Raw genomic sequence first — 19,645 nt, forward strand, 5'->3', positions numbered from 1 at the left:
AAAACGAGGATGATGCGGCGGATACTCCTGTTACCGAGTAAGCTTTGTACCGGCAAGGCCGGCGCCAAACCGAATTGAGGTGGCATAGCGGGCTGTTTCCCGTCCTCAAGACTTCATTGTCTTGAGGGCGTTTTTGTTTCTGAGGGAGGGATAAGATGAAAAGCTGTAAGTCTTGGCGGCACCCGGTGCTTTTGTTAACCGGAATCGGGGTGGCGAATATTGGTGAATGGATTTATTTTTTGTCTCTTAATCTTATTGTCTTAAAAGAAACGGGGTCTGCTTTTGCAGTTTCCATTCTTTATTTAATCAGGCCTGCGGCTGTTTTGATGACAAATAGGTGGGCGGGCAGCATCATCGACAGGTATAACAAACGGAGTATGATGATGTCGCTTGATTTCATCCGGGCTGGATTCATTGCCGTTCTGCCGCTGATGTTTACTGCATGGTCTCTATATTCCGTTTATTGTATCGTGTTTTTGATTCATATGGCTAATGCGATGTTTCGTCCGTGTTCCATGGCGTATGTGACGATGTTTATCCCGGCTGAAAGGAGAAAACGATTCAATTCACTAAGGGCTTTGGCGGAATCAGGGGCTTTTCTCCTCGGACCGGCTGCGACCGGGCTGCTTTTTATCGTCGGCACGCCGATTTTTGCGATTTGGGTGAATGCGGCTGCTTTAATGCTGTCCGGTTTCATCACGATGATGCTGCCGAATCTTGAAAATGAGCCTTACGTACATTCTCCCAGGCAGATGCTTTCTTTGGCAGTGTGCAAAGAAGATTGGAAGCTCGTCTATCGCTTCAGCCGAACGGCGCGAAACGTCATGATCATTTATTTTTTATTCAGTCTGGTCATGACCGTGATGTTGTCTGCACTTGATTCGCTTGAAGTCGCTTTTTCAAAAGAGGTTCTTCAGCTGACTGATGCTGATTACGGTTTTCTCGTCAGTGTGTCAGGGGCAGGGGTTATTGCGGGGGCGCTTGTCAATGTGTTCTTTAATAAAAAAATGCCGGCTGCTTTATTGATGGGAATGGGCTCTTTTTTCACAGCGGCGGGATATATGATTTATGCGTTTTCTCACGTTTTTTGGACGGCTGCTTGCGGGTTTTTCTTTCTGGCTTTTTTCTTGGCATTTGCCAATACGGGATTTCAGACGTTTTATCAAAAAAATGTTCCGGTGGACATTATGGGGAGGGTGGGCAGCTTTTATGCATTAGTTGAAGCCGTCTTCATTATATTGATAACGGCGGTTTTCGGAGCGGCGGCAGTCAGTTCTTCCGTCCGCCATATCGTCATCACAGGCGCAGCCGTTATGCTGATGTTGGCAGCCGTTTTATGCTCATTCTTACTTGCGGCCGCAAAAAGGAGGACGCTTGATGGATTTCAAGCGAATCAATTTAAACAAACATAAAGAGACGGCCGTTTCATTTCGCAAAGATTCGTTTCTCGTCAGCTTTGGCACGGCGGATCATTTTAATAAGGATGAGTATCTCAGATGGCTGTCATCTCAAATCAAGAGCTTTCCCGACGGTTTTGTGCTGCTTTTTCATAACGGGCAGCCGATCGGACAGCTTGAAGCCTCCATTAAACCTTATCGCGATCAAAAAATCGGTTATGTGCACCTTTACTATATTACTGAGCGGCAGAGGGGAATGGGGTATGGGACGAAGCTCCATCAATACGCGAATCAGTTTTTCAGAACGAACGGTGTTTCGGAATATCATCTTAGAGTTTCTCCGGACAATAAAGCGGCCCTGTCATTTTACAAAAAGCAAAACCTGAAAGTGCTCGGTTCAGAATTAAACGGAAAGGTTCTCAGAATGAGAGGAGCCGTACCGCCGGTATAGGGGGCGGTACGCGCTTCATTTTTTCGTCGTTTTTAAAAGGCCGGGAAACTTTTTATAAATGACAGCCATTAACACAAGCATATACATTCCGTAAATTCCGAAAGACAGCAGTTTGTTGCTGGTAAATGAAGCGCCTGCGACTGTCACGATCACAATGTTCGGAATTTTGCCGAGCGCCGATGCGGAAAAAAAGATCGGCCATCGTATGTTGCTCAGCCCGCATACGGTATTCATGGCAAGCGACGGTATAATTGGAATCAGCCGCCCGAAAAGCACCGCCGTAAACGCGTGCTGATGGAATGAATCTTCATATTGGGCCGCGGCCGGGTAAGACCGCAGCTTTTTTCTGGCCCAGTCTCTGAATCCGTACCGGACGAGAAAAAACAAGGCCATTGTCCCGAGCATCGCGCCTGACAATGTAATCCACACTCCGTTTACAATCCCGAAAACCGCTCCGTTTAAGGCCGCGATAATGGCGAATGGAACAATCGGAAAAAATACGTCAGCTGCGACCAGCAGGATACTCATAAGCACGGCGTACATTCCGCCCGCCCGAATCATGCCGAGCCAAACGTCTTTTTGCATAAAACCGATCATCACAACAGCAATGATGACGGCAAGACTGAATCCTTTTTTTATCATCTGTACGTTCACCTCTTTTCAAATAGTATACAGTACAAATCTATCTCCTTCTATTAAAAAAGGGTGTCCGATAAGCGTGCTTTTGCATTGTTTAATAGGAGAGGGATAAAATGGTATCCATAAAAAAAGACCCGATACCGAAATCAAACGGCAACCGGCCGAGATATGCAATGGACCCGGATTATATTACCGTCCATCATACATCCAACACGGACGAGGGAGATGCACGCAAATGACGTGAAACAGCCGGACATAGCTGTCAGCCGGCATTTTACAGTGGATGACTCAGTGGTTTATCAGCATTTGCCGCTCGATGAGAACGGCTGGCACGCCGGAGACGGAACAAATGGGACAGGGAATCGGAAATCAACCGGATTGAAATTTGTGAAAACGCCGACGGTGATTTTGATAAGGCTGTGTAAAATGCGCAATGGCTCATTAAAAAGCTCATGAAAGATCATAATATACCTCTTGATCGCGCCGTTCCCCATAAAAAATGGTCAGGAAAGAATTACCCCGGCAGGCTGCTGAACAGCTGGGAAGCCTTTTAAAAAAGGCATAAACGGCTCTGACGGCTCTGCAAATAAATCATTAAACTGACGACCCCTTATACAAAGGGCGAAAAGGTGACTCAAGTGAAAAGAGTCCTTGCCGCCGCTTATTTTTACCCTGATAAAAATGCGAAAAATCATGGAGTTGACGGAATATACGGACCCAAAACCGCCAATGCCGTAAAGCGGTTCCAAATCACGAACGGCTTACAGGCTGACGGGATTTACGGTCCGAAAACGAAAGACAAGCCGGAAGCAGTGCTGTCATAATTCGGAATTACCTGTTTCTTACAGAAAAAGCGGGTGATGTACATTAGTTGCGCGCAGAATGATTTTTAAAAAAGGGGACACGTTAACAGTAGTGTTTACTGGAGGTGTAAACGTTGAAATGCTTTCATCTGATCATTATGATATGCGTCCTCACGAGTCTCACTGCCGTGTCCGCCGATGCGAAATCATTAAAAAGAAGTGACATGGAGAAGACGGGAAACGTGTACTGGGACATAAGGTCTGAAAAAAAGAAACTGTCTTTAACCTTCGATGACGGCCCCCACCCTGTCTATACAGAGGCTGTGTTAGATGTGCTGAAACAGTACAATGTTAAAGCGACTTTTTTTTGTATCGGAAGCCGTATAGACAATTTCCCGATAACGGCAAAGCGCATTATTGAAGAAGGACATGAAATCGGCAACCATACGATGAACCATGTATATTTTCACCGTCTGAAACGCAAAGACATTTTAAAAGAGCTTCACAGCTCAGCCCGCCATATCACATCGCTTCAGCCGGAAGGGGACAAGTTATTCCGTCCGCCGGGAGGATCGCTGAACCGTACGGCTTTCAAAAGCATCTTAAAAGAGGGCTATCACATCATCATGTGGTCTTGGAACCAAGATCCGAGGGACTGGAGAAGGCCCGGAAAAGGAAAAATCGTCAGACACGTTGTTTCACATGCCAGAGGTGGAGATATTATTCTTCTGCATGACGGCGGAGGTAACCGGCGCCAGACGGTTGAGGCTTTGAAAGAAATCATTCCCCAGCTGAAAAAGCAGGGCTACACGTTTGTTAAGGTTTCGGATTTGATCGGAGAGGATGCCGGCCCTTTTCATATCCAGTAAAGAGAGCGCCGCGTTGAAAGCCGCAAAAGAGACGTGTACCATATAGGATGTAAGGTTTGGGGGGAGAAAAAAATGAAGTTTGCTGTTCTTTTTATTACGATAGCCTGTCTGTTATCAGGATGCGCCGCGGGCAAAGAGAAAAGCGCTGTTGCTTTCGGTGACAGCAATACGCGCGGTTCCAATTGGGATTATCGTGATTATCCAAAGGCGCAGCAGTGGGTAAATATGTTAAAAACAACGGAACGCGGCCGTCTTACGGTTATAAATGCAGGGATAGGCGGTCAGACGACTGAGGATGCGCGCCTGCGATTTCAAAGCGACGTGCTTGACCGCAAGCCCCAATATTTATTTATCATGTTCGGAACAAATGATGCGGGCATTTTGACGGGACAACAGCCGCGAGTATCAAAGAAACGGTTTAAAGAAAACCTGACTTATTTTGTAAACGAAAGCCGAAAGCACCGTATAAAGCCGATTTTAATGACGTGCATCCCAGTTATAGAAGGAAACGGAACGCATCATCTCTATTACTATTCAAGATATAAAGCTTCAGCCTTTAAAGAAAAAGGAGGAGCGAGAAAATGGCATAATTCCTATAACGGCATTACAAGGCAGGTTGCAAAAGAGTTAAAAGTGCCTCTGGTGGATAATTGGAAACACTTTATACGCGCGGACGGCGGCAAAGATACAGACCGGGCGCTCATCCAATCCGGACTGATAGATCCTTCCGGAAATCACATGACGCCAAAAGGGGCCAGAATCTTAATTGAAGGCATAAAAAATGGGCGGATTTTGGAACGCTGACGCCGTCAGCTGCCTAAGCCGTTTTGCTCGTGCATCATAGGCTGTAGAAAAACATCTTTTTGGAGGCGATTTGCTATGAACCGCGGTTTCCCTCCGCCATATCCTGTATGCCCGCCTCCGCGGGTGAATGCGGGGTACTGGTACGCATTTTTTGTTGTGCTGCTCGTCGTTTTTCTCGTTCTGGGCGGCCTGTATTGGTTCAAAATTTAACAGCCGTCTTCTTAAACACCTCTGTAAGGGGTGTTTTTTGTTGAAAGTGGTAGTAAAGCGTATAACCGAAGTGATATAATATCAGTCATCTGAGTAAAAAAAGGAAATTCGCCCGGAAAATTTTTCTGTTTAAGAAGAAACGGAAATAATGTGTCCGAGCGATCTTCTTTTGATTTCGTTTTCAATTAACTCGATAAATTCACGGCTCAAATTCATTTCATTGGCTTTGAAATAAGATTCTATTAGTAATTCATCAGAAAGCTTTCTCATGCCGGGGACCCAATTAATGGGAGTGGCACCTCCTTAACAGTTGTAATCAATCATCAGACGCGAGCATATGATGGAAGGTTGCGTTTCATTCATGGTGAGGTTATCTTTAATCTACCATGAAATACAAATAAGAACAATCGTTCTGTTATCCACACTCATAAGTGGATAACTTGTTAGTATCTTGTTTATAATCTGGATAAATCCGGATGTAATAAGAGTGGATAATGTGTGTAATTTTATCCACAAATGGTGAAGAAACCCAATTTTTGTCGAAATTTTTTTGCTGAGTCCGACTTTGTTTTTAAATCCGACAGGTTTCGACATATAGATGATAGAAAGAAAAAAGGGAAGGGTGCGGGTTTTGTTAAAAAAGTTTTTTTTACCTGACGAATTTGTGAAAAATATATTTCATATCACACCGGAAAAGCTCAAGGAGCGCAATGTGAAAGGGATTATTACAGACCTTGACAATACGCTTGTAGAGTGGGACAGACCGAGTGCGACACCTCGATTAATCGAGTGGTTTGAAGAAATGAAGGAGCACGGCATTAAAGTCACGATCGTCTCCAATAATAATGAACGAAGAGTGAAATTATTCTCGGAGCCGCTTGGCATACCGTTTATTTATAAGGCAAGAAAACCGATGGGACGCGCCTTTAAAAGAGCCGTCAGCAGCATGGATCTGAAAAAAGAAGACTGTGTGGTCATCGGCGATCAGCTGCTTACTGATGTTCTCGGCGGAAACAGACACGGGTATCATACGATCCTTGTCGTGCCGGTCGCTTCCTCTGACGGGGTCATGACGCGCTTTAACCGCCGGATTGAACGGAGAATATTGAGTTCTTTGAAACGTAAAGGCCATATTCAGTGGGAGGATTAGAAATGGAAAAGGTTGTTTGCATCGGCTGCGGAGTAGCGATCCAGACCGAGGATAAACAAGGTCTCGGGTATGCGCCGAAGGCATCGCTCACAAAAGAGAATGTCATCTGCCAGCGCTGCTTCAGACTGAAAAACTACAATGAAATTCAAGATGTTTCATTAACGGACGATGACTTTTTAAATATCTTGCACACAATCGGCGATACTGACTCTCTTATTGTCAAAGTCGTTGATATTTTTGATTTTAACGGAAGCTGGATAAACGGACTGAACCGCTTTGTCGGCGGAAATCCGATCATCCTTGTCGGCAATAAGGCTGATATCCTTCCGAAATCCGTAAAACGGGAACGGCTCGTTCAATGGATGAAACGCGAAGCGAAAGAATACGGCTTAAAACCTCTTGATGTCTTTTTAATCAGCGCTTCACGCGGACAAGGGATGAAAGAAGTCATTGACGCCATTGAATATTATCGCGAAGACCGTGATGTGTATGTGGTGGGCTGTACGAATGTCGGCAAATCAACGTTTATCAACCGGATTATTAAAGAGGTCTCAGGGGAAGAGAATATCATTACCACCTCTCAATTTCCGGGCACGACGCTTGATGCAATTGAAATCCCGCTTGATGACGGGTCCGCGCTTTATGATACCCCGGGAATCATTAACCATCACCAGATGGCGCATTACGTGGACAAGCGTGACTTAAAGGTGCTGACACCGAAAAAAGAACTGAAGCCGCGCACTTTCCAGCTGAATGAGAAACAAACGCTTTACTTCGGCGGGCTTGCCCGGTTTGATTATGTTTCAGGCGATAAATCGGCGTTTGTCTGCTATATGCCGAATGAATTGATGATTCACAGAACAAAGCTTGAAAATGCTGACGCCTTATACGAAAAGCATGCGGGTGAACTGCTCACCCCGCCCGGGAAAGATCATTTGGATGAATTTCCGGAGCTTACGGCTCACACGTTTACGATTAAAGAAGGAAAGACGGATATCGTTTTTTCCGGTCTCGGATGGGTCACGGTGCAGCATGCAGATAAAAAAATAACGGCTTACGCTCCGAAAGGCGTACACGTATTTGTCCGCCGTTCATTAATATAGAGAGAAGGGGAGAGGGAGCATGAAACAATTGTACGGAGTAATCGGAAATCCGATCGGGCATTCAATGTCACCCGATATTCATAACGCGGCTTTGAAAGATAAGAACATCAACGGGCAGTATTTTGCGTTTCAGGTGGAACCTCACAACCTCAAGGACGCCGTTAACGGAATTAAAGCACTGGGCATCTGCGGAATTAATGTTACAGTCCCGCATAAAGTCGCGATCATGGAGCATCTGGATGAAATACATGAAAGCGCAAAAGTACTCGGGGCCGTAAATACCGTCAAAAGAGAGGGAGACAGGCTCATCGGGTATAATACTGACGGAGATGGATTTTATAAATCCTTAGTCAAAGTTTTGGACAAACCGATATCAGAGCTCTCCATTCTAATGATAGGAGCGGGAGGGGCGGCAAGAGCAATTTTTACGACGATCGTCCGCAAAGAGCCGAAACAGTTTGACGTTTGCAACCGCACGCCGGAAAAAGCAGAAAGTCTGATTGCGGCGGCTCCCTCTTTTCAGCAGAAACGCGCTCTTACATTAGAAGAAGCGGAAAATCAGCTTGAGCAATATGACGTCATTATTCATACAACATCTGTCGGCATGTATCCGAACACGGATGCCGTGCCGCTCTCATTGGAACGGGCCAAAACGGGCGCCATCGTTTGTGATATCGTATACAACCCGATTCAAACGGCGTTATTAAAAGAAGCTGAAAAAAGAGGTTTGACAACCCTTGACGGCGTCGGCATGTTTGTAGAACAGGCCGCACTGTCCTTCAAGCTGTGGACGGAACAGGAGCCTGACAGCGGCCTGATGAGAGCAATTGTTGAAGGAAAACTAGGAGGAACACAATGTTAACAGGAAAACAAAAACGGTTTTTGCGTTCAAAAGCGCATCATTTAACGCCTATTTTTCAAGTGGGAAAGGGCGGAGTCAACGAAAACATGGTGAAACAGATTGCCGAGGCTTTAGAGGCAAGAGAGCTGATTAAAGTCAGCGTGCTTCAAAACTGCGAAGACGATAAAAACGATGTCGCAGAAGCCCTTGTGAAAGGCAGCCGTTCTCAATTGGTACAGACGATCGGAAATACGATCGTATTGTATAAGGAATCAAAGGAAAATAAACAAATCGAGCTTCCGTAAGGTGGTTGACATGAAGAAAATCGGAATATTCGGGGGCACATTTGACCCTCCGCATAACGGTCATCTTCTGATGGCTAATGAAGTCCTTCATCAGGCGGAGCTCGATGAGATTTGGTTTATGCCGAATAAAATTCCCCCGCATAAGCAGAATGAAGACTTTACCGACAGCCGGCACCGGGTTGAGATGCTGAAGCTTGCCATCAGCTCAAATCCCGGTTTTAAGCTTGAGCTTGCGGAAATGGAGCGGAAAGGTCCTTCTTATACCTATGATACCGTCCGTTTACTGAAGGAGCGGCACCCGAACGACAAGCTTTTCTTTATTATCGGGGCGGATATGATTGAATATCTGCCGAAATGGTACAAACTGGACGAACTGCTTACACTCATTCAATTTATCGGAGTGCGGCGCCCGGGGTATCATATTGAGACCCCGTATCCGCTGCTTTTTGCCGACGTTCCGGAATTTGACGTATCGTCAACGATGCTGAGAGAACGTCTCAAAGCAAAAAAAACGACGCAATACTTAATGCCGGATAAAGTGAGGCAGTATATAGAGGAGAATGATTTATATGAATCGTGAGGAAGCACTTGCCTGCGTCAAAGAACAGCTGACCGAGCATCGCTACATCCACACAATCGGCGTGACAGATACGGCGGTTATTCTCGCAGGCCGGTTCGGAGCAGATCCGAAAAAAGCGGAAATGGCGGCTATTTTTCATGATTACGCCAAATTCCGGCCGAAAGAAGAAATGAAGCAGATCATCGTGCGGGAAAAAATGCCGGCTGAGCTTTTGGATTACAATGCCGAGCTCTGGCATGCTCCTGCGGGGGCGTATCTGGCTGAGAAAGAAGCGGGGATCACTGACCCGGAGATCTTAGACGCGATCCGCTATCACACGTCAGGGCGTCCCGGAATGACCCTTTTAGACAAAGTCATTTACGTGGCGGATTACATTGAACCCGGCCGCCATTTTCCGGGAGTAGAAGAGGTGCGGCGCCTGGCGGAAACGGATCTGAACGAAGCGCTTATACAAGCGCTGAAAAATACAATGATATTTCTGATGAAAAAAAACCAGCCGGTCTTCCCAGAGACGTTTGCAACCTATAACTGGCTGGTGTCTCAAAATTGACAGGAGGAATATGGAAATGGATCAAGCTTCCGTATTAAAAATCGCGGCAAAAGCATGCGACGATAAACGTGCAGAGGATATTTTAGCGCTGGACATGGAAGGAATCTCACTTGTAGCGGATTATTTTTTAATCTGCCACGGGAATTCTGATAAACAGGTTCAGGCAATTGCGCGTGAAATTAAAGATCAGGCAGAAGAAAACGGCATTGATGTCAAAAAGATGGAAGGGTTTGATGAGGCCCGCTGGATTTTAGTTGATCTCGGCGATGTCATTGTCCACGTTTTCCATAAAGATGAAAGAAGCTACTACAATCTTGAAAAGCTATGGGGCGACGCGCCGCTCGCAGAGCTTGAACTCGGCTTGAACTCATGATTTACCAAGGCTTCGCCGGCGTATATGACGAGTTAATGTCCCATGCGCCGTATGATGAATGGGCGGGCTGGATCGAAGCGTCTCTTCCGGAAAAGAGAAAGGTGCTTGATCTTGCCTGCGGAACCGGAGAAATATCCATCAGGCTTGCTGAAAAAGGCTGCGAAGTCACGGGGATTGATTTGAGTGAAGACATGCTGAGCTGTGCCCAGCAGAAAAAAACGGGAAAGCCGATTCTTTTTCTCCAGCAGGATATGAGAGAGCTTTCCGGTTTTGATGAACAGTTTGATGCCGTAGTCATCTGTTGTGATTCCCTCAATTACTTAAAAACGAAAAATGATGTCTTGAGCACCTTCAAAAGTGTTTTTCAAGTTTTGAAGGAGGGCGGCCTGCTTCTGTTTGACGTCCATTCTCCATATAAAATGACGGAGCTTTTTCCGGACAGCACCCATGCGGACCAGGATGAGCAGATCAGCTATATTTGGCAAAGTTTTGCCGGCGATGAAGAGCTTTCTGTCATCCATGATATGTCCTTTTTCGTGTGGAACGGACAAACTTATGACCGCTATGACGAGACGCATGAGCAAAAAACATTTTACATTGAAGAATATGAACAAATGCTTGCAGAGACAGGATTTGAACTGAAGAAAGTGACGGCTGATTTTACAGACCGGCCTCCTTCAAGAGAGTCCGAGCGTCTTTTCTTTACGGCAGGCAAACCAAAAACCATCGTTTAAACAAAACGATGGTTTTTAAAATGCATTTTTGCCGATTGGCACGTTATAGCGTTTTATGGCATACTCAATTACACGTGAAATTGCTTCTTCACTAAAGATATATCTTCATCGTATTTGTCATGTGTACGCTGAAAGACACGGTTGAACATATCCTGTACACCGCTTTCAAGCGCCTTCAGTCCTTCTCCGGTGACGCCGCCTTTAACGCACACTTTTTCCTGCAGGGCGGGAAGGGTGTAATGCCCTGTTTCCAGAAGCTTTCCGAGACCGACAAGCATTTCCGTCGACATAATGACGGCTTCTTCTTTGGTGATGTCCGTTTCTTCCACTGCCGCGTCAATAAAGCGTTGAACGAGATAACTCATAAAAGCAGGGCCGCAGCTGACAATGTCTGACGCCGCCCTTGTTATACCGCTGTTGATTTCTACAGGCTTTGAAATATGAGTGATCAGGGTTTGGATATCCGCTTTTGCAGCCTCGCTGCAGCTATTGCCGAACGTAACAAGCGAGACACCGGCAAAGGCGCGGTTTGTAATGCTAGGAATGACACGGGCCGTCTGGCACGGAACCGCATGTTCAATCTGTTCCGTTTGAACAGGGCTGGTAATGGAGATTAAAATGTGATCTTTTCGTAAATGAGGTGTGAGCTTCTTCAGCAAAGGATATATATCCAGCGGTTTTACACAAATGAATATCATTTCATTTTCCTGTACGAGCTTTTCCTGATCCTCGGTGACATGGATGCCGCTGAAACGCTCTTTTAGTTTTAATGCTTTTTCGATTGTTCTGTTTGTGATGGTGATATGTGAGGGATCGGCAGCGTTTGATTCAATTAACGATTCAATCAGGATCGTTCCCATGTTTCCGGTGCCGATAAAGCCTATTTTCAATGAATTCCCCTCCTTTTTCCCTTAATCCTCTAAACCTTATGCGGGGAGGCAATGCAATATGACGAAAGCGATGATGACGGAGCAGATGCGGCGGAACCTGAAAATTCTGGGTGTTTGTCTTGCGGCAGGAGCGGTTTTTATCTGCATTTGGCTGTTTCGTCCTGAAAAAGAAGAACCGGTCAAACAGCAGTCCGTGCTCGGCCAAACAGCCTCAGCATCCGGCACGGACAAAACAGACACCGCAGACGATAAGATTATGATTGATATGAAAGGCGCGGTCCGAAATCCCGGCGTGTATGAAATGAAGGCGGGAGACAGAGTGACACAAGCCATTGAAAAAGCCGGCGGCCTGAAGGAAAAGGCGGATGAACTGAATGTTAATTTAGCAGAGCAGCTGCAAGACGGGACGGTCGTTTATATTCCGAGCGAAGGCGAAGAGGAGAATCGCCCGAAAACCGCAGCAGGTGAGAAGGAGGATGCGCCTGTCAATATCAATACGGCAACTCTGGACGAACTTCAGGCGATTTCCGGTGTGGGGCAGAAAAAAGCGGAAGCAATTATCGCCTACCGGGAAGAAAACGGACGGTTTCAGACTGCTGAAGATTTGATGAAGGTATCAGGTTTTGGAGAAAAGTCATTTGAGCGGATAAAAACTTCCATTACGGTAAAGTGAATTGACGGTTTTGCTCAAAACTATGTAAACTTAGAAAAGCAACAAGACTTTTGGAGGGAACACTTGTGGAACGAATCTCATGGAATCAATATTTTATGGCGCAAAGCCATTTGCTGGCGCTGAGAAGCACATGTCCGAGACTGTCAGTCGGGGCAACCGTTGTCAGAGACAAGCGGATGATTGCCGGCGGGTACAACGGTTCAATTGCCGGCGGCGTCCATTGTGCTGATGAAGGATGTCTTTTAATAGATAATCACTGCCAGCGGACCATACATGCAGAGATGAATGCAATTCTGCAATGTTCTAAGTTCGGTGTGCCGACTGAGGGCGCCGAAATTTATGTGACGCATTATCCTTGTATTCAATGCTGTAAATCAATTATTCAGGCGGGCATCAAAACGGTCTATTATGCCGAAGATTACAAAACACAGCCATACGCAAAAGAACTGTTCACCCAAGCCGGAGTCAAGGTGGAGCAGGTTGAACTTGATGAAATGATCATTGATCTGAAAAACCGCGAAAAATTGTCTTTTGTAGCCGGTCTGATTCAGCAATTATCTGATGCGGGAGTTAAGGCGGATGAACTGAAAAAAATTCATGAACAGGCCAATGAGCTGTTTACCAGTTACGTATAAATGAAATATAAATACCTTCTTCTGCCTCTGGCGGCGGTTTCTGCAACCGCGGGAATTGCCGCCGCAAATTTCTTCTGGGTTCTATTCTTTTTTCTTCTGTATCTTCTCTTTCTTTTTGTAAAAACAAAGCAGTACACACCGTTTATCGTCAGCCTCGTTTCTTTTTGTCTTTATTTCTTTCTGTATACGGTTTGTGACGCTGCGAATGTATCCCGGTATCAGGGCGGGAGCTATACTGAACAGGCCGTCATCACAAATATTCCGAAGGTTGACGGGGCGAAAATGTCTGCCGTTATCCGAACGCATGACAAAGAAAAATGGGCCGCTTCATACAAAATCCGGTCTCTTGAAGAAAAAAGTCTCATTGAACAGCTGGAACCGGGGATGCGCTGCGTGTTTACCGGCTCTTTGGAACAGCCCGGACATGCGACGATTCCCGGAGGTTTTGATTATAAGGAACATCTTAATTCTCAGCATATTCACTGGTTATTTTCCGTGACTTCCATTCAGCAGTGTGAAAAATCCGGCATGCCGCTGTATAAATTGCTCAACATCAGAAAGAATTTGATTTCGATCATTCAAAATCACGTGCCTGAATCCTCTGCCGGAATTGTAGAAGCGCTGACCTTAGGTGAAAGATTTTCTATAGAGGACGATATACTGAACGCTTATCAAAATCTGGGAGTCGTTCATTTAATGGCCATTTCCGGAATGCATGTCGGTCTGATTACCGCGGGAATATTTTATGTTCTGATCAGAATCGGGCTGACAAGAGAAAAGGCGGGGGTTTTGCTGCTGTTTTTTTTACCGGTGTATACGCTGTTAAGCGGTGCGGCCCCGTCCGTATTGCGCGCATCTCTCATGCTGGGATTTTATATCGCCGGAACTCTTTTTAAACGCAGAATTCATTCCTCGGCTGCATTGTCTGTGTCTTATCTGCTGCTCCTCATGTTTAATCCTTACCTCCTTTGGCAGGCGGGCTTCCAGCTTTCTTTTGCGGTAAGCGCCGCTTTAATTCTGTCATCCTCCATTTTAAAGAAAGCAGGGAAAAGAAGATTTGCCGCGCTAGCGATGGCCTCATTCATTGCGGAGCTCAGTTCGCTTCCGTTTCTGCTCTATCATTTTCAGCAGATTTCGCTTGTCAGTTTTCCGATGAATATGGTGATGGTGCCTTTTTATACGTTATTTGTCATTCCGTTTTCGGTCATCGGTTTCCTTCTTCTCTTACTTTCAAGGCAGGTCGGGGAATGTTTGTTTTATATGTTTGACCTTGTGATGAAGCCTGTGCATGATTTCATGACGTATGCGGCATCCGTTGATTTATTTACAATGATTGTGTCAAAGCCTGACTTTCTTTCCCTTCTTCTGCTTGCGGTTTCCGTGTTTACGCTATTTGCAGCTTTGGAAAAGGGCGGTTTTTTGAAACTCAGGAAATCGCCTCTTTTTTTCTGCGCGGTTTTGGTTTATTTAATGTTCCGTCCTTATTTCAGTCCCTGGGGAGAAGCGGATATGCTTGATATCGGGCAGGGAGACTCGCTGTTTATAAGTGCGCCGCACCGCAAAGGAACCGTAATGGTTGATACAGGGGGAGTGGTGGCTTATCCAGGAGAATCATGGAAAGAAAAACGCCACCCGTATTCTATCGGTGAGAAGGTTTTGATTCCGTTTTTGAACGGAAAAGGGGTGAAAAAGCTGGATGCGCTGATTTTAACCCATGCGGATCAGGATCATATCGGGGAAGCCGGAGTATTAATCAAAAAACATAGAGTCAAACGGCTGATTGTTCCCGTGGGATTCGTGAAGGAACCGAAGGATCAGGACATATTGAAGATGGCGAAAGAAAACAACATTCCCGTTGCCGAAGCAAAGCGGGGCGACACCATTACAGCCGGTCATCTTCAATTTCAGGTGCTGTCCCCGGAGTCGTCTGACGGAAGAAGTAAAAACGATTCGTCACTGGTGCTTTGGACAGTTTTAGGCGGAGTGAGCTGGCTTTTGACGGGAGATTTAGAATCGGACGGCGAAACGGAAGTGCTGAAAGCGTATCCGAATCTGAAGGCTGATATATTGAAGGCCGGTCATCACGGCAGCAAAAGCTCTACGAGTGAAGCCTTTTTGAAACAGCTTCAGCCGGAAGCGGCACTGATTTCAGCAGGTGAAGATAATCGTTACCATCATCCGCATGAAGAGGTGCTGGATCGTTTGAAAGCGTACTCTGTCAATGTGCTTCGCACCGATCTCAGCGGAACGATTCAATACAGATTTAAAAAAGGCGCCGGAACGTTTTCTGTCTTTCCTCCATATGATATAGAAGAAACCAGGGCGCAGGAAGTAAAAAAGACTGCCGATTGACAGCAGCCCGGAATGCGGCTAAGAGCCGATAAGATGGATGGCTGTTGCCATCACGAACAAAAAGGCGAAAAATCCGAAGGACACGACAAAACCGACAGCTGAGTCAACAGCATCATTTCGTTTGCTTTGAACGTTTTTTTCAAAATCATTCAATTTCATCCCTCCTGACTTCCCTAAGTATACTGGAATTGTTTTGAAAAATCTAGAAGTGATGGTAACGTTTTCTGTTCTTGTGATTATCGCCTTTTTACAAGCAGCCCCGGGAGCTTGTGAATCAGGCGTTTATTATAAATGAGGAAGCTGTCCTTTTTAAAGCTTCCTCTTTACTATTTGCCTAACTCAATTTAGGATAGAAGGGGATCAAGAAAGAGAGGAAGTCATACGATCATGGTATTTGATGTTTGGAAAGCCCTGAAAAAAGGGGATGTCCGCTCCGTTTATTGTTTATACGGAAAAGAAACGTATCTTCTCCAAGAGACTGTCAGCCGTATCAGACAAGCTGTCGTTGATGAGGGGACAAAAGATTTTAACCTGTCTGTTTTTGATCTTGAAGAGGATCCGCTTGACCAGGCGATAACCGATGCGGAAACGTTTCCGTTTATGGGGGAGAAGCGGCTGGTCATTGTAAAAAACCCGTCTTTTTTAACAGGAGAAAAAAAGAAAGAAAAAATAGAGCACAATACAAGCGCTCTTGAGACTTATCTGAAGGAGCCTGCGCCTTATACGGTTTTTGTGATTGTGGCTCCGTATGAGAAGCTGGATGAGCGGAAAAAACTGACGAAGGCGCTGAAGCAGCAAGCTCTGATGATTGAAGCTAAGGAGCTGAATGCAAAGGAAACGACTGACTTTACGATTAATCTGGCAAAATCCGAAAATAAAACGATCGACGCAGAAGCTGCTGAGCATTTGGTTCTGCTTGCAAACGGCCACCTGTCTTCCATATATCAGGAAATACAAAAACTCTCCGCCTACACCGGAGACAGACATGAGATTACGCTTGAAGATGTCCGGGAGCTTGTCGCGAGAAGTTTGGAGCAGAATATTTTTGAGCTGATCAACAAAATCGTGAACCGAAAACGGACGGAAAGCCTTCAAATATTTTATGATCTTTTAAAACAAAACGAAGAACCGATCAAAATCATGGCGCTGATCGCCAACCAGTTCCGTCTCATTATGCAGACGAAGTATTTTGCCGGACAAGGATACGGTCAAAAGCAAATCGCATCCAATTTAAAGGTTCACCCTTTCCGGGTAAAGCTGGCGATGGACCAGGCGAGGCTTTTTTCTGAAGAAGAGCTCAGGCGTATTATAGAGAAACTGGCAGTGATGGATTACGAAATGAAAACCGGGAAAAAGGACAAGCAGCTCTTGCTGGAGCTCTTTCTTCTTGAACTTCTCCGGACCGAATGAAAAAAACGATCCCCGTTACCAGGGATCGTTTTTGTATTATGCAGAAAGTCCGTTCACTTGTTTCGCAAGTCTAGATTTGTATCGAGCTGCGGCATTTTTGTGTACAAGACCTGTTTTCACTGCTTTATCAATGCGTTTCGCTGCTTCAGAAAGAGCAGTTTTCGCTTTATCCGCTTCGTTGTTGGCAACAGAAGCTTCTACTTGTTTGATTGCAGTACGCATAGCAGATTTGATTGTCGCGTTATGAGCGCGGCGTTCGTTGTTTGTTTTTGTACGTTTAATCGCTGATTTAATGTTTGGCATGTGTTTCACCTCCTAAGATACAACCTGTAGCACAGTGTCTTAAGGTTAAATCTTCTTCACAATAGAACAAATTGTATTCTATCAAACAGAACTTTAGATTGCAATATAAATGTAAAGTATTTTTCGTTGATGGGTAAATTCGCATGATTCGTTTTACAAATGGCCACACTATGTACCACGATGATTGAAGGAGGTCTTCCCCGTGAAAAACAACGAACTGGATGTCAATCAATTTCTGATACGGACGGATTTAGCGGTAGAAACAAAACAGGCGGTAAAAGACGGACAAGCCGGTCAGAAAAAAGAAATAAACGGGTTTATTGAAAAAGAACGCGACAAGGGCGGCATTAAAGTCAGAACTGTGGATATTACAAAAGAAGGCGCCGAGCTATCGGGCAAAAAGCAGGGGCGCTATGTCACGATCGAAGCGCAGGGTGTGAGGGAGCACGACTCTGAAATGCAGGAAAAAGTAACGGAAGTGTTTGCCGTGGAATTTTCCGCCTATCTGTCGGCATTAAAAATTCCAAAGGATGCAAGCTGTTTGATCGTCGGTCTTGGCAACTGGAATGTGACGCCGGATGCACTCGGCCCTCTTGTGACCGAAAATCTGCTTGTGACGCGGCATTTGTTCAGGCTTCAGCCGGAAAATGTGCAGGAAGGGTACAGGCCGGTCAGCGCGCTTGCTCCCGGTGTGATGGGATTAACGGGAATTGAAACGAGCGATATTATTCAAGGCGTGATCAAAGAATCGAAGCCGGATTTTGTGATTGCTGTAGACGCTCTTGCGGCAAGAGCCGTTGAAAGGGTGAACACGACCATCCAATTTTCTGATACGGGCATTCACCCGGGATCAGGCGTCGGCAATAAGAGAAAAGAATTAAGCAAAGAGACGCTCGGCATCCCAGTCATCGCAATCGGTGTCCCGACTGTCGTTGATGCGGTGACGATCGCAAGTGATACAGTGGACTACATATTAAAGCATTTCGGCAGAGAAATGAAAGATGACAGCCCGTCGAGGTCTTTGGTGCCCGCCGGAATGAACTTTGGCAAAAAGAAGGTGCTTACAGATGAAGATCTTCCCGGAGAAAAAGAGCGCCAATCCTTTTTAGGCATTGTCGGCACGCTGGACGAAAACGAAAAACGCCAGCTGATTCATGAAGTGCTTTCTCCGCTCGGACATAATCTGATGGTCACGCCGAAGGAGATTGACACCTTTATTGATGATATGGCGAACGTGCTTGCAAATGGGTTAAACACCGCCCTTCATGAAAAGGTCTCACAAGATAACAAAGGTTCTTATAATCATTAAAATGGTTCTACCTCCTCTAGCTTGTTCATAGAGTAATTACTAGACAAGCGCTGGAGGGATTCAAATCATGAGAAAAAAACGCAGAAACCGTCAAATTGTCGTTGCAGTAAACGGTGGAAATGCGCTCAAGGGCATGTTTTTGTTTATGACAAGCCTTATCGTTATTTTCGTATTATCCGGTGTGCTCACATCGCTTCGCCCTGAACTGAGGCTTTCTTCCGATTCTCTTCACGGAATTGCCGGAGAGCTTCCGGGTGACGCGTTTGCACACCTCCTTGGCATGGAAAATCATTATTTCGCATCAGAGCTTCCTGAAAAAGACTCATTTCAGCTGTCACGGCTTTCCTTAAAACTGGCGACAAGCATTAATCTGGAAGATCCGCGGAGCTTCTTGGGACGCGAGCTGCCGGGATTCGCTCAATACGATACGGAGATCCTGTTGGCGGGGCAGGGGACGGATTATACGAATATGCCGGCTGAATCTCCGCCGCCGTCAAAGGTGATGGAAAAAGAAAAAGAAGTGAATCTTGCAGAAATCGAAAACAAAACGAAAAAAGAAGAAACGGCGCCGCCGAAGCATTCGACCGGCAGCAAAAAAGTCGTCTTTATTTATCACACTCACAATACCGAATCCTATCTCCCTCTGTTAAAAGGGGAAACAAATCCGGATAACGCCCGCCATTCGAAGGCCAATGTCACGCTTGTCGGAGATATGTTCGGAAAAGCGCTGGAAGCGCAAGGCGTAGGAGCGGACGTAGATAAAACCGACATTCAGGGCCGCCTGAACAAAGACGGTTTAAATTATGCGCGAAGCTATGACGAATCAAGACCGGTTGTAAAAAGCGCGCTCGCCAAAAATAAAAATCTGCAATATACCATAGATATTCACCGGGATTCCCGCCGCAAGAAAAATACGACAGCCGATATTAAAGGAAAAAGCTATGCCAGAGTGGCCATCGTCGTCGGCAAAAAAAGCGCCAATTTTGAAGAAAACTATAAACTCGCAAGTGAACTTCATAAGCTCATGGAGAAAAAATACCCCGGCTTAAGCGTCGGTGTTTTATCAAAAGGCTCTCCGGGAGATAATGGAGTATACAACCAGGATTTAAACGACCGGTCGCTTCTGCTGGAATTCGGAGGCGTGGATAACAACCTTGAAGAACTGAGACGCGCATCCGATGCCGTAGCCGATGTATTCAGCGAACTGTACTGGAATGCTGAAAAAGTCAGTTCGCAATCAGGAGAGAAGGAAAAACAATAGAAA

Annotated in this window: 23 protein-coding genes and 3 pseudogenes; 21 read left to right on the forward strand and 5 right to left on the reverse strand. The window is 45.7% G+C overall.

The annotated features are described in order from the left end of the window. Positions 1 to 155 precede the first annotated feature (155 nt). Together AUL54_RS17820 and AUL54_RS17825 are read left to right on the forward strand one after the other, a co-directional pair. Entirely contained in the window at positions 156 to 1,412 is a 1,257-nt protein-coding gene (locus AUL54_RS17820) for an MFS transporter (protein WP_060964704.1), read from the forward strand. Then, on the forward strand, positions 1,378 to 1,848 hold the full coding sequence (locus AUL54_RS17825; protein WP_045926765.1) for a GNAT family N-acetyltransferase: 471 nt from the start codon (positions 1,378 to 1,380) through the stop codon (positions 1,846 to 1,848). The genes AUL54_RS17820 and AUL54_RS17825 overlap by 35 nt, the downstream gene beginning before the upstream one ends. Positions 1,849 to 1,863: 15 nt before the next feature. Here the strand turns inward: AUL54_RS17825 and AUL54_RS17830 are convergent, their stop codons facing one another. Further along, the gene (locus AUL54_RS17830) at positions 1,864 to 2,490 is read right to left on the reverse strand and encodes a TVP38/TMEM64 family protein (RefSeq protein WP_060964705.1); all 627 of its coding nucleotides are present in this window, start codon (positions 2,488 to 2,490) and stop codon (positions 1,864 to 1,866) included. A gap of 110 nt (positions 2,491 to 2,600) precedes the next feature. On the opposite strand from AUL54_RS17830, the pseudogene AUL54_RS21765 reads away from it, so the two are divergent. From AUL54_RS21765 to AUL54_RS21835, 4 genes and pseudogenes are all read left to right on the forward strand, one after another. Continuing rightward, positions 2,601 to 3,311: pseudogene (locus AUL54_RS21765) on the forward strand (peptidoglycan recognition protein family protein). 113 nt (positions 3,312 to 3,424) lie between these two features. Beyond that, positions 3,425 to 4,159 (forward strand): polysaccharide deacetylase family protein, encoded by a 735-nt coding sequence (locus tag AUL54_RS17845; RefSeq protein ID WP_060964708.1) that lies wholly within the window; start codon positions 3,425 to 3,427, stop codon positions 4,157 to 4,159. Between the two features lie 72 nt (positions 4,160 to 4,231). Beyond that, positions 4,232 to 4,963, forward strand: coding sequence for an SGNH/GDSL hydrolase family protein (locus AUL54_RS17850; protein WP_049627056.1), 732 nt, complete (start codon positions 4,232 to 4,234; stop codon positions 4,961 to 4,963). Positions 4,964 to 5,038: 75 nt separating this feature from the next. After that, positions 5,039 to 5,173 carry a hypothetical protein gene (locus tag AUL54_RS21835; protein ID WP_016938886.1) on the forward strand — a complete coding sequence of 45 codons (135 nt, stop codon included), beginning with the start codon at positions 5,039 to 5,041 and terminating at the stop codon, positions 5,171 to 5,173. Between the two features lie 129 nt (positions 5,174 to 5,302). Here AUL54_RS21835 and AUL54_RS17855 read toward each other — a convergent pair whose 3' ends face one another. Further along, on the reverse strand, positions 5,303 to 5,443 hold the full coding sequence (locus AUL54_RS17855; RefSeq protein WP_003152850.1) for a sporulation histidine kinase inhibitor Sda: 141 nt from the start codon (positions 5,441 to 5,443) through the stop codon (positions 5,303 to 5,305). A 361-nt stretch (positions 5,444 to 5,804) separates the two neighbouring features. Between AUL54_RS17855 and AUL54_RS17860 the strand changes: the two genes are divergently transcribed. Genes AUL54_RS17860 through AUL54_RS17895 form a run of 8 tightly spaced genes read left to right on the forward strand, consistent with a single transcriptional unit; the run spans position 5,805 to position 10,809 of the window. Then, positions 5,805 to 6,323 carry a YqeG family HAD IIIA-type phosphatase gene (locus AUL54_RS17860; protein WP_014470710.1) on the forward strand — a complete coding sequence of 173 codons (519 nt, stop codon included), beginning with the start codon at positions 5,805 to 5,807 and terminating at the stop codon, positions 6,321 to 6,323. A gap of 2 nt (positions 6,324 to 6,325) precedes the next feature. Continuing rightward, the gene (gene yqeH / locus AUL54_RS17865; protein ID WP_060964709.1) at positions 6,326 to 7,426 is read left to right on the forward strand and encodes a ribosome biogenesis GTPase YqeH; all 1,101 of its coding nucleotides are present in this window, start codon (positions 6,326 to 6,328) and stop codon (positions 7,424 to 7,426) included. Positions 7,427 to 7,445: 19 nt separating this feature from the next. Further along, the gene (gene aroE / locus AUL54_RS17870) at positions 7,446 to 8,288 is read left to right on the forward strand and encodes a shikimate dehydrogenase (protein ID WP_060964710.1); all 843 of its coding nucleotides are present in this window, start codon (positions 7,446 to 7,448) and stop codon (positions 8,286 to 8,288) included. Continuing rightward, positions 8,282 to 8,572: a ribosome assembly RNA-binding protein YhbY gene (gene yhbY, locus AUL54_RS17875; RefSeq protein ID WP_003152858.1), complete on the forward strand. Its 291-nt coding sequence runs from the start codon at positions 8,282 to 8,284 to the stop codon at positions 8,570 to 8,572. The genes aroE and yhbY overlap by 7 nt, the downstream gene beginning before the upstream one ends. A gap of 10 nt (positions 8,573 to 8,582) precedes the next feature. Further along, positions 8,583 to 9,152, forward strand: a complete 570-nt coding sequence (locus AUL54_RS17880; protein WP_016938889.1) for a nicotinate-nucleotide adenylyltransferase — start codon at positions 8,583 to 8,585, stop codon at positions 9,150 to 9,152. Next, entirely contained in the window at positions 9,142 to 9,702 is a 561-nt protein-coding gene (yqeK, locus tag AUL54_RS17885) for a bis(5'-nucleosyl)-tetraphosphatase (symmetrical) YqeK (protein ID WP_060964711.1), read from the forward strand. Before AUL54_RS17880 ends, yqeK begins: the two co-directional genes overlap by 11 nt. A 16-nt stretch (positions 9,703 to 9,718) precedes the next feature. After that, entirely contained in the window at positions 9,719 to 10,075 is a 357-nt protein-coding gene (gene rsfS, locus AUL54_RS17890) for a ribosome silencing factor (protein ID WP_016938891.1), read from the forward strand. Continuing rightward, positions 10,072 to 10,809 (forward strand): class I SAM-dependent DNA methyltransferase, encoded by a 738-nt coding sequence (locus tag AUL54_RS17895; RefSeq protein WP_060964712.1) that lies wholly within the window; start codon positions 10,072 to 10,074, stop codon positions 10,807 to 10,809. The genes rsfS and AUL54_RS17895 overlap by 4 nt, the downstream gene beginning before the upstream one ends. A 68-nt stretch (positions 10,810 to 10,877) precedes the next feature. Here AUL54_RS17895 and comER read toward each other — a convergent pair whose 3' ends face one another. Continuing rightward, positions 10,878 to 11,699, reverse strand: coding sequence for a late competence protein ComER (gene comER, locus AUL54_RS17900; RefSeq protein ID WP_060964713.1), 822 nt, complete (start codon positions 11,697 to 11,699; stop codon positions 10,878 to 10,880). A 58-nt stretch (positions 11,700 to 11,757) separates the two neighbouring features. Here comER and AUL54_RS17905 point away from each other — a divergent pair, with 58 nt between their 5' ends. The 3 genes from AUL54_RS17905 (at position 11,758) to AUL54_RS17915 (ending at position 15,359) form a co-directional block, all read left to right on the forward strand. Further along, positions 11,758 to 12,372, forward strand: a complete 615-nt coding sequence (locus AUL54_RS17905) for a helix-hairpin-helix domain-containing protein (RefSeq protein ID WP_060964714.1) — start codon at positions 11,758 to 11,760, stop codon at positions 12,370 to 12,372. A 65-nt stretch (positions 12,373 to 12,437) separates the two neighbouring features. Continuing rightward, positions 12,438 to 13,007, forward strand: coding sequence for a ComE operon protein 2 (locus AUL54_RS17910; protein WP_016938895.1), 570 nt, complete (start codon positions 12,438 to 12,440; stop codon positions 13,005 to 13,007). Then, positions 13,008 to 15,359: a DNA internalization-related competence protein ComEC/Rec2 gene (locus AUL54_RS17915; RefSeq protein ID WP_060964715.1), complete on the forward strand. Its 2,352-nt coding sequence runs from the start codon at positions 13,008 to 13,010 to the stop codon at positions 15,357 to 15,359. It begins immediately after the preceding gene. Positions 15,360 to 15,377: 18 nt separating this feature from the next. On the opposite strand, the gene AUL54_RS20905 is transcribed toward AUL54_RS17915, so the two are convergent. Beyond that, positions 15,378 to 15,512 carry a YqzM family protein gene (locus AUL54_RS20905; RefSeq protein WP_003152870.1) on the reverse strand — a complete coding sequence of 45 codons (135 nt, stop codon included), beginning with the start codon at positions 15,510 to 15,512 and terminating at the stop codon, positions 15,378 to 15,380. 40 nt (positions 15,513 to 15,552) lie between these two features. Between AUL54_RS20905 and AUL54_RS21280 the strand changes: the two are divergent. Beyond that, a pseudogene (locus AUL54_RS21280) lies at positions 15,553 to 15,707 on the forward strand (hypothetical protein). Between the two features lie 39 nt (positions 15,708 to 15,746). Then, positions 15,747 to 16,788 (forward strand): annotated as a pseudogene (gene holA / locus AUL54_RS17920) (DNA polymerase III subunit delta); the annotation flags it as partial. Positions 16,789 to 16,805: 17 nt separating this feature from the next. Here the strand turns inward: holA and rpsT are convergent. Then, positions 16,806 to 17,072: a 30S ribosomal protein S20 gene (gene rpsT, locus AUL54_RS17925; protein WP_003152876.1), complete on the reverse strand. Its 267-nt coding sequence runs from the start codon at positions 17,070 to 17,072 to the stop codon at positions 16,806 to 16,808. Positions 17,073 to 17,274: 202 nt separating this feature from the next. Between rpsT and gpr the strand changes: the two genes are divergently transcribed. Further along, positions 17,275 to 18,381, forward strand: a complete 1,107-nt coding sequence (gpr, locus tag AUL54_RS17930) for a GPR endopeptidase (RefSeq protein WP_060964717.1) — start codon at positions 17,275 to 17,277, stop codon at positions 18,379 to 18,381. A 67-nt stretch (positions 18,382 to 18,448) separates the two neighbouring features. Further along, a complete protein-coding gene (gene spoIIP, locus AUL54_RS17935) occupies positions 18,449 to 19,642 on the forward strand; it encodes a stage II sporulation protein P (RefSeq protein WP_060964718.1) in 1,194 nt (397 codons plus the stop codon). The last annotated feature ends 3 nt before the right edge of the window (positions 19,643 to 19,645 follow it).

It is taken from the genome of Bacillus sp. SDLI1 (assembly GCF_001553895.1).
GTDB lineage: Bacteria > Bacillota > Bacilli > Bacillales > Bacillaceae > Bacillus > Bacillus siamensis.

Coding starts and splice junctions, on each gene's coding strand:
- AUL54_RS17820 (WP_060964704.1), top strand. CDS start 156: ATGAAAAGCTGTAAGTCTTGGCGGCACCCGGTGCTTTTGTTAACCGGA.
- AUL54_RS17825 (WP_045926765.1), top strand. CDS start 1,378: ATGGATTTCAAGCGAATCAATTTAAACAAACATAAAGAGACGGCCGTT.
- AUL54_RS17830 (WP_060964705.1), bottom strand. CDS start 2,490: ATGATAAAAAAAGGATTCAGTCTTGCCGTCATCATTGCTGTTGTGATG.
- AUL54_RS17850 (WP_049627056.1), top strand. CDS start 4,232: ATGAAGTTTGCTGTTCTTTTTATTACGATAGCCTGTCTGTTATCAGGA.
- AUL54_RS21835 (WP_016938886.1), top strand. CDS start 5,039: ATGAACCGCGGTTTCCCTCCGCCATATCCTGTATGCCCGCCTCCGCGG.
- AUL54_RS17855 (WP_003152850.1), bottom strand. CDS start 5,443: ATGAGAAAGCTTTCTGATGAATTACTAATAGAATCTTATTTCAAAGCC.
- yqeH (WP_060964709.1), top strand. CDS start 6,326: ATGGAAAAGGTTGTTTGCATCGGCTGCGGAGTAGCGATCCAGACCGAG.
- aroE (WP_060964710.1), top strand. CDS start 7,446: ATGAAACAATTGTACGGAGTAATCGGAAATCCGATCGGGCATTCAATG.
- yhbY (WP_003152858.1), top strand. CDS start 8,282: ATGTTAACAGGAAAACAAAAACGGTTTTTGCGTTCAAAAGCGCATCAT.
- AUL54_RS17880 (WP_016938889.1), top strand. CDS start 8,583: ATGAAGAAAATCGGAATATTCGGGGGCACATTTGACCCTCCGCATAAC.
- yqeK (WP_060964711.1), top strand. CDS start 9,142: ATGAATCGTGAGGAAGCACTTGCCTGCGTCAAAGAACAGCTGACCGAG.
- rsfS (WP_016938891.1), top strand. CDS start 9,719: ATGGATCAAGCTTCCGTATTAAAAATCGCGGCAAAAGCATGCGACGAT.
- AUL54_RS17895 (WP_060964712.1), top strand. CDS start 10,072: ATGATTTACCAAGGCTTCGCCGGCGTATATGACGAGTTAATGTCCCAT.
- AUL54_RS17905 (WP_060964714.1), top strand. CDS start 11,758: ATGACGAAAGCGATGATGACGGAGCAGATGCGGCGGAACCTGAAAATT.
- AUL54_RS17915 (WP_060964715.1), top strand. CDS start 13,008: ATGAAATATAAATACCTTCTTCTGCCTCTGGCGGCGGTTTCTGCAACC.
- rpsT (WP_003152876.1), bottom strand. CDS start 17,072: ATGCCAAACATTAAATCAGCGATTAAACGTACAAAAACAAACAACGAA.
- spoIIP (WP_060964718.1), top strand. CDS start 18,449: ATGAGAAAAAAACGCAGAAACCGTCAAATTGTCGTTGCAGTAAACGGT.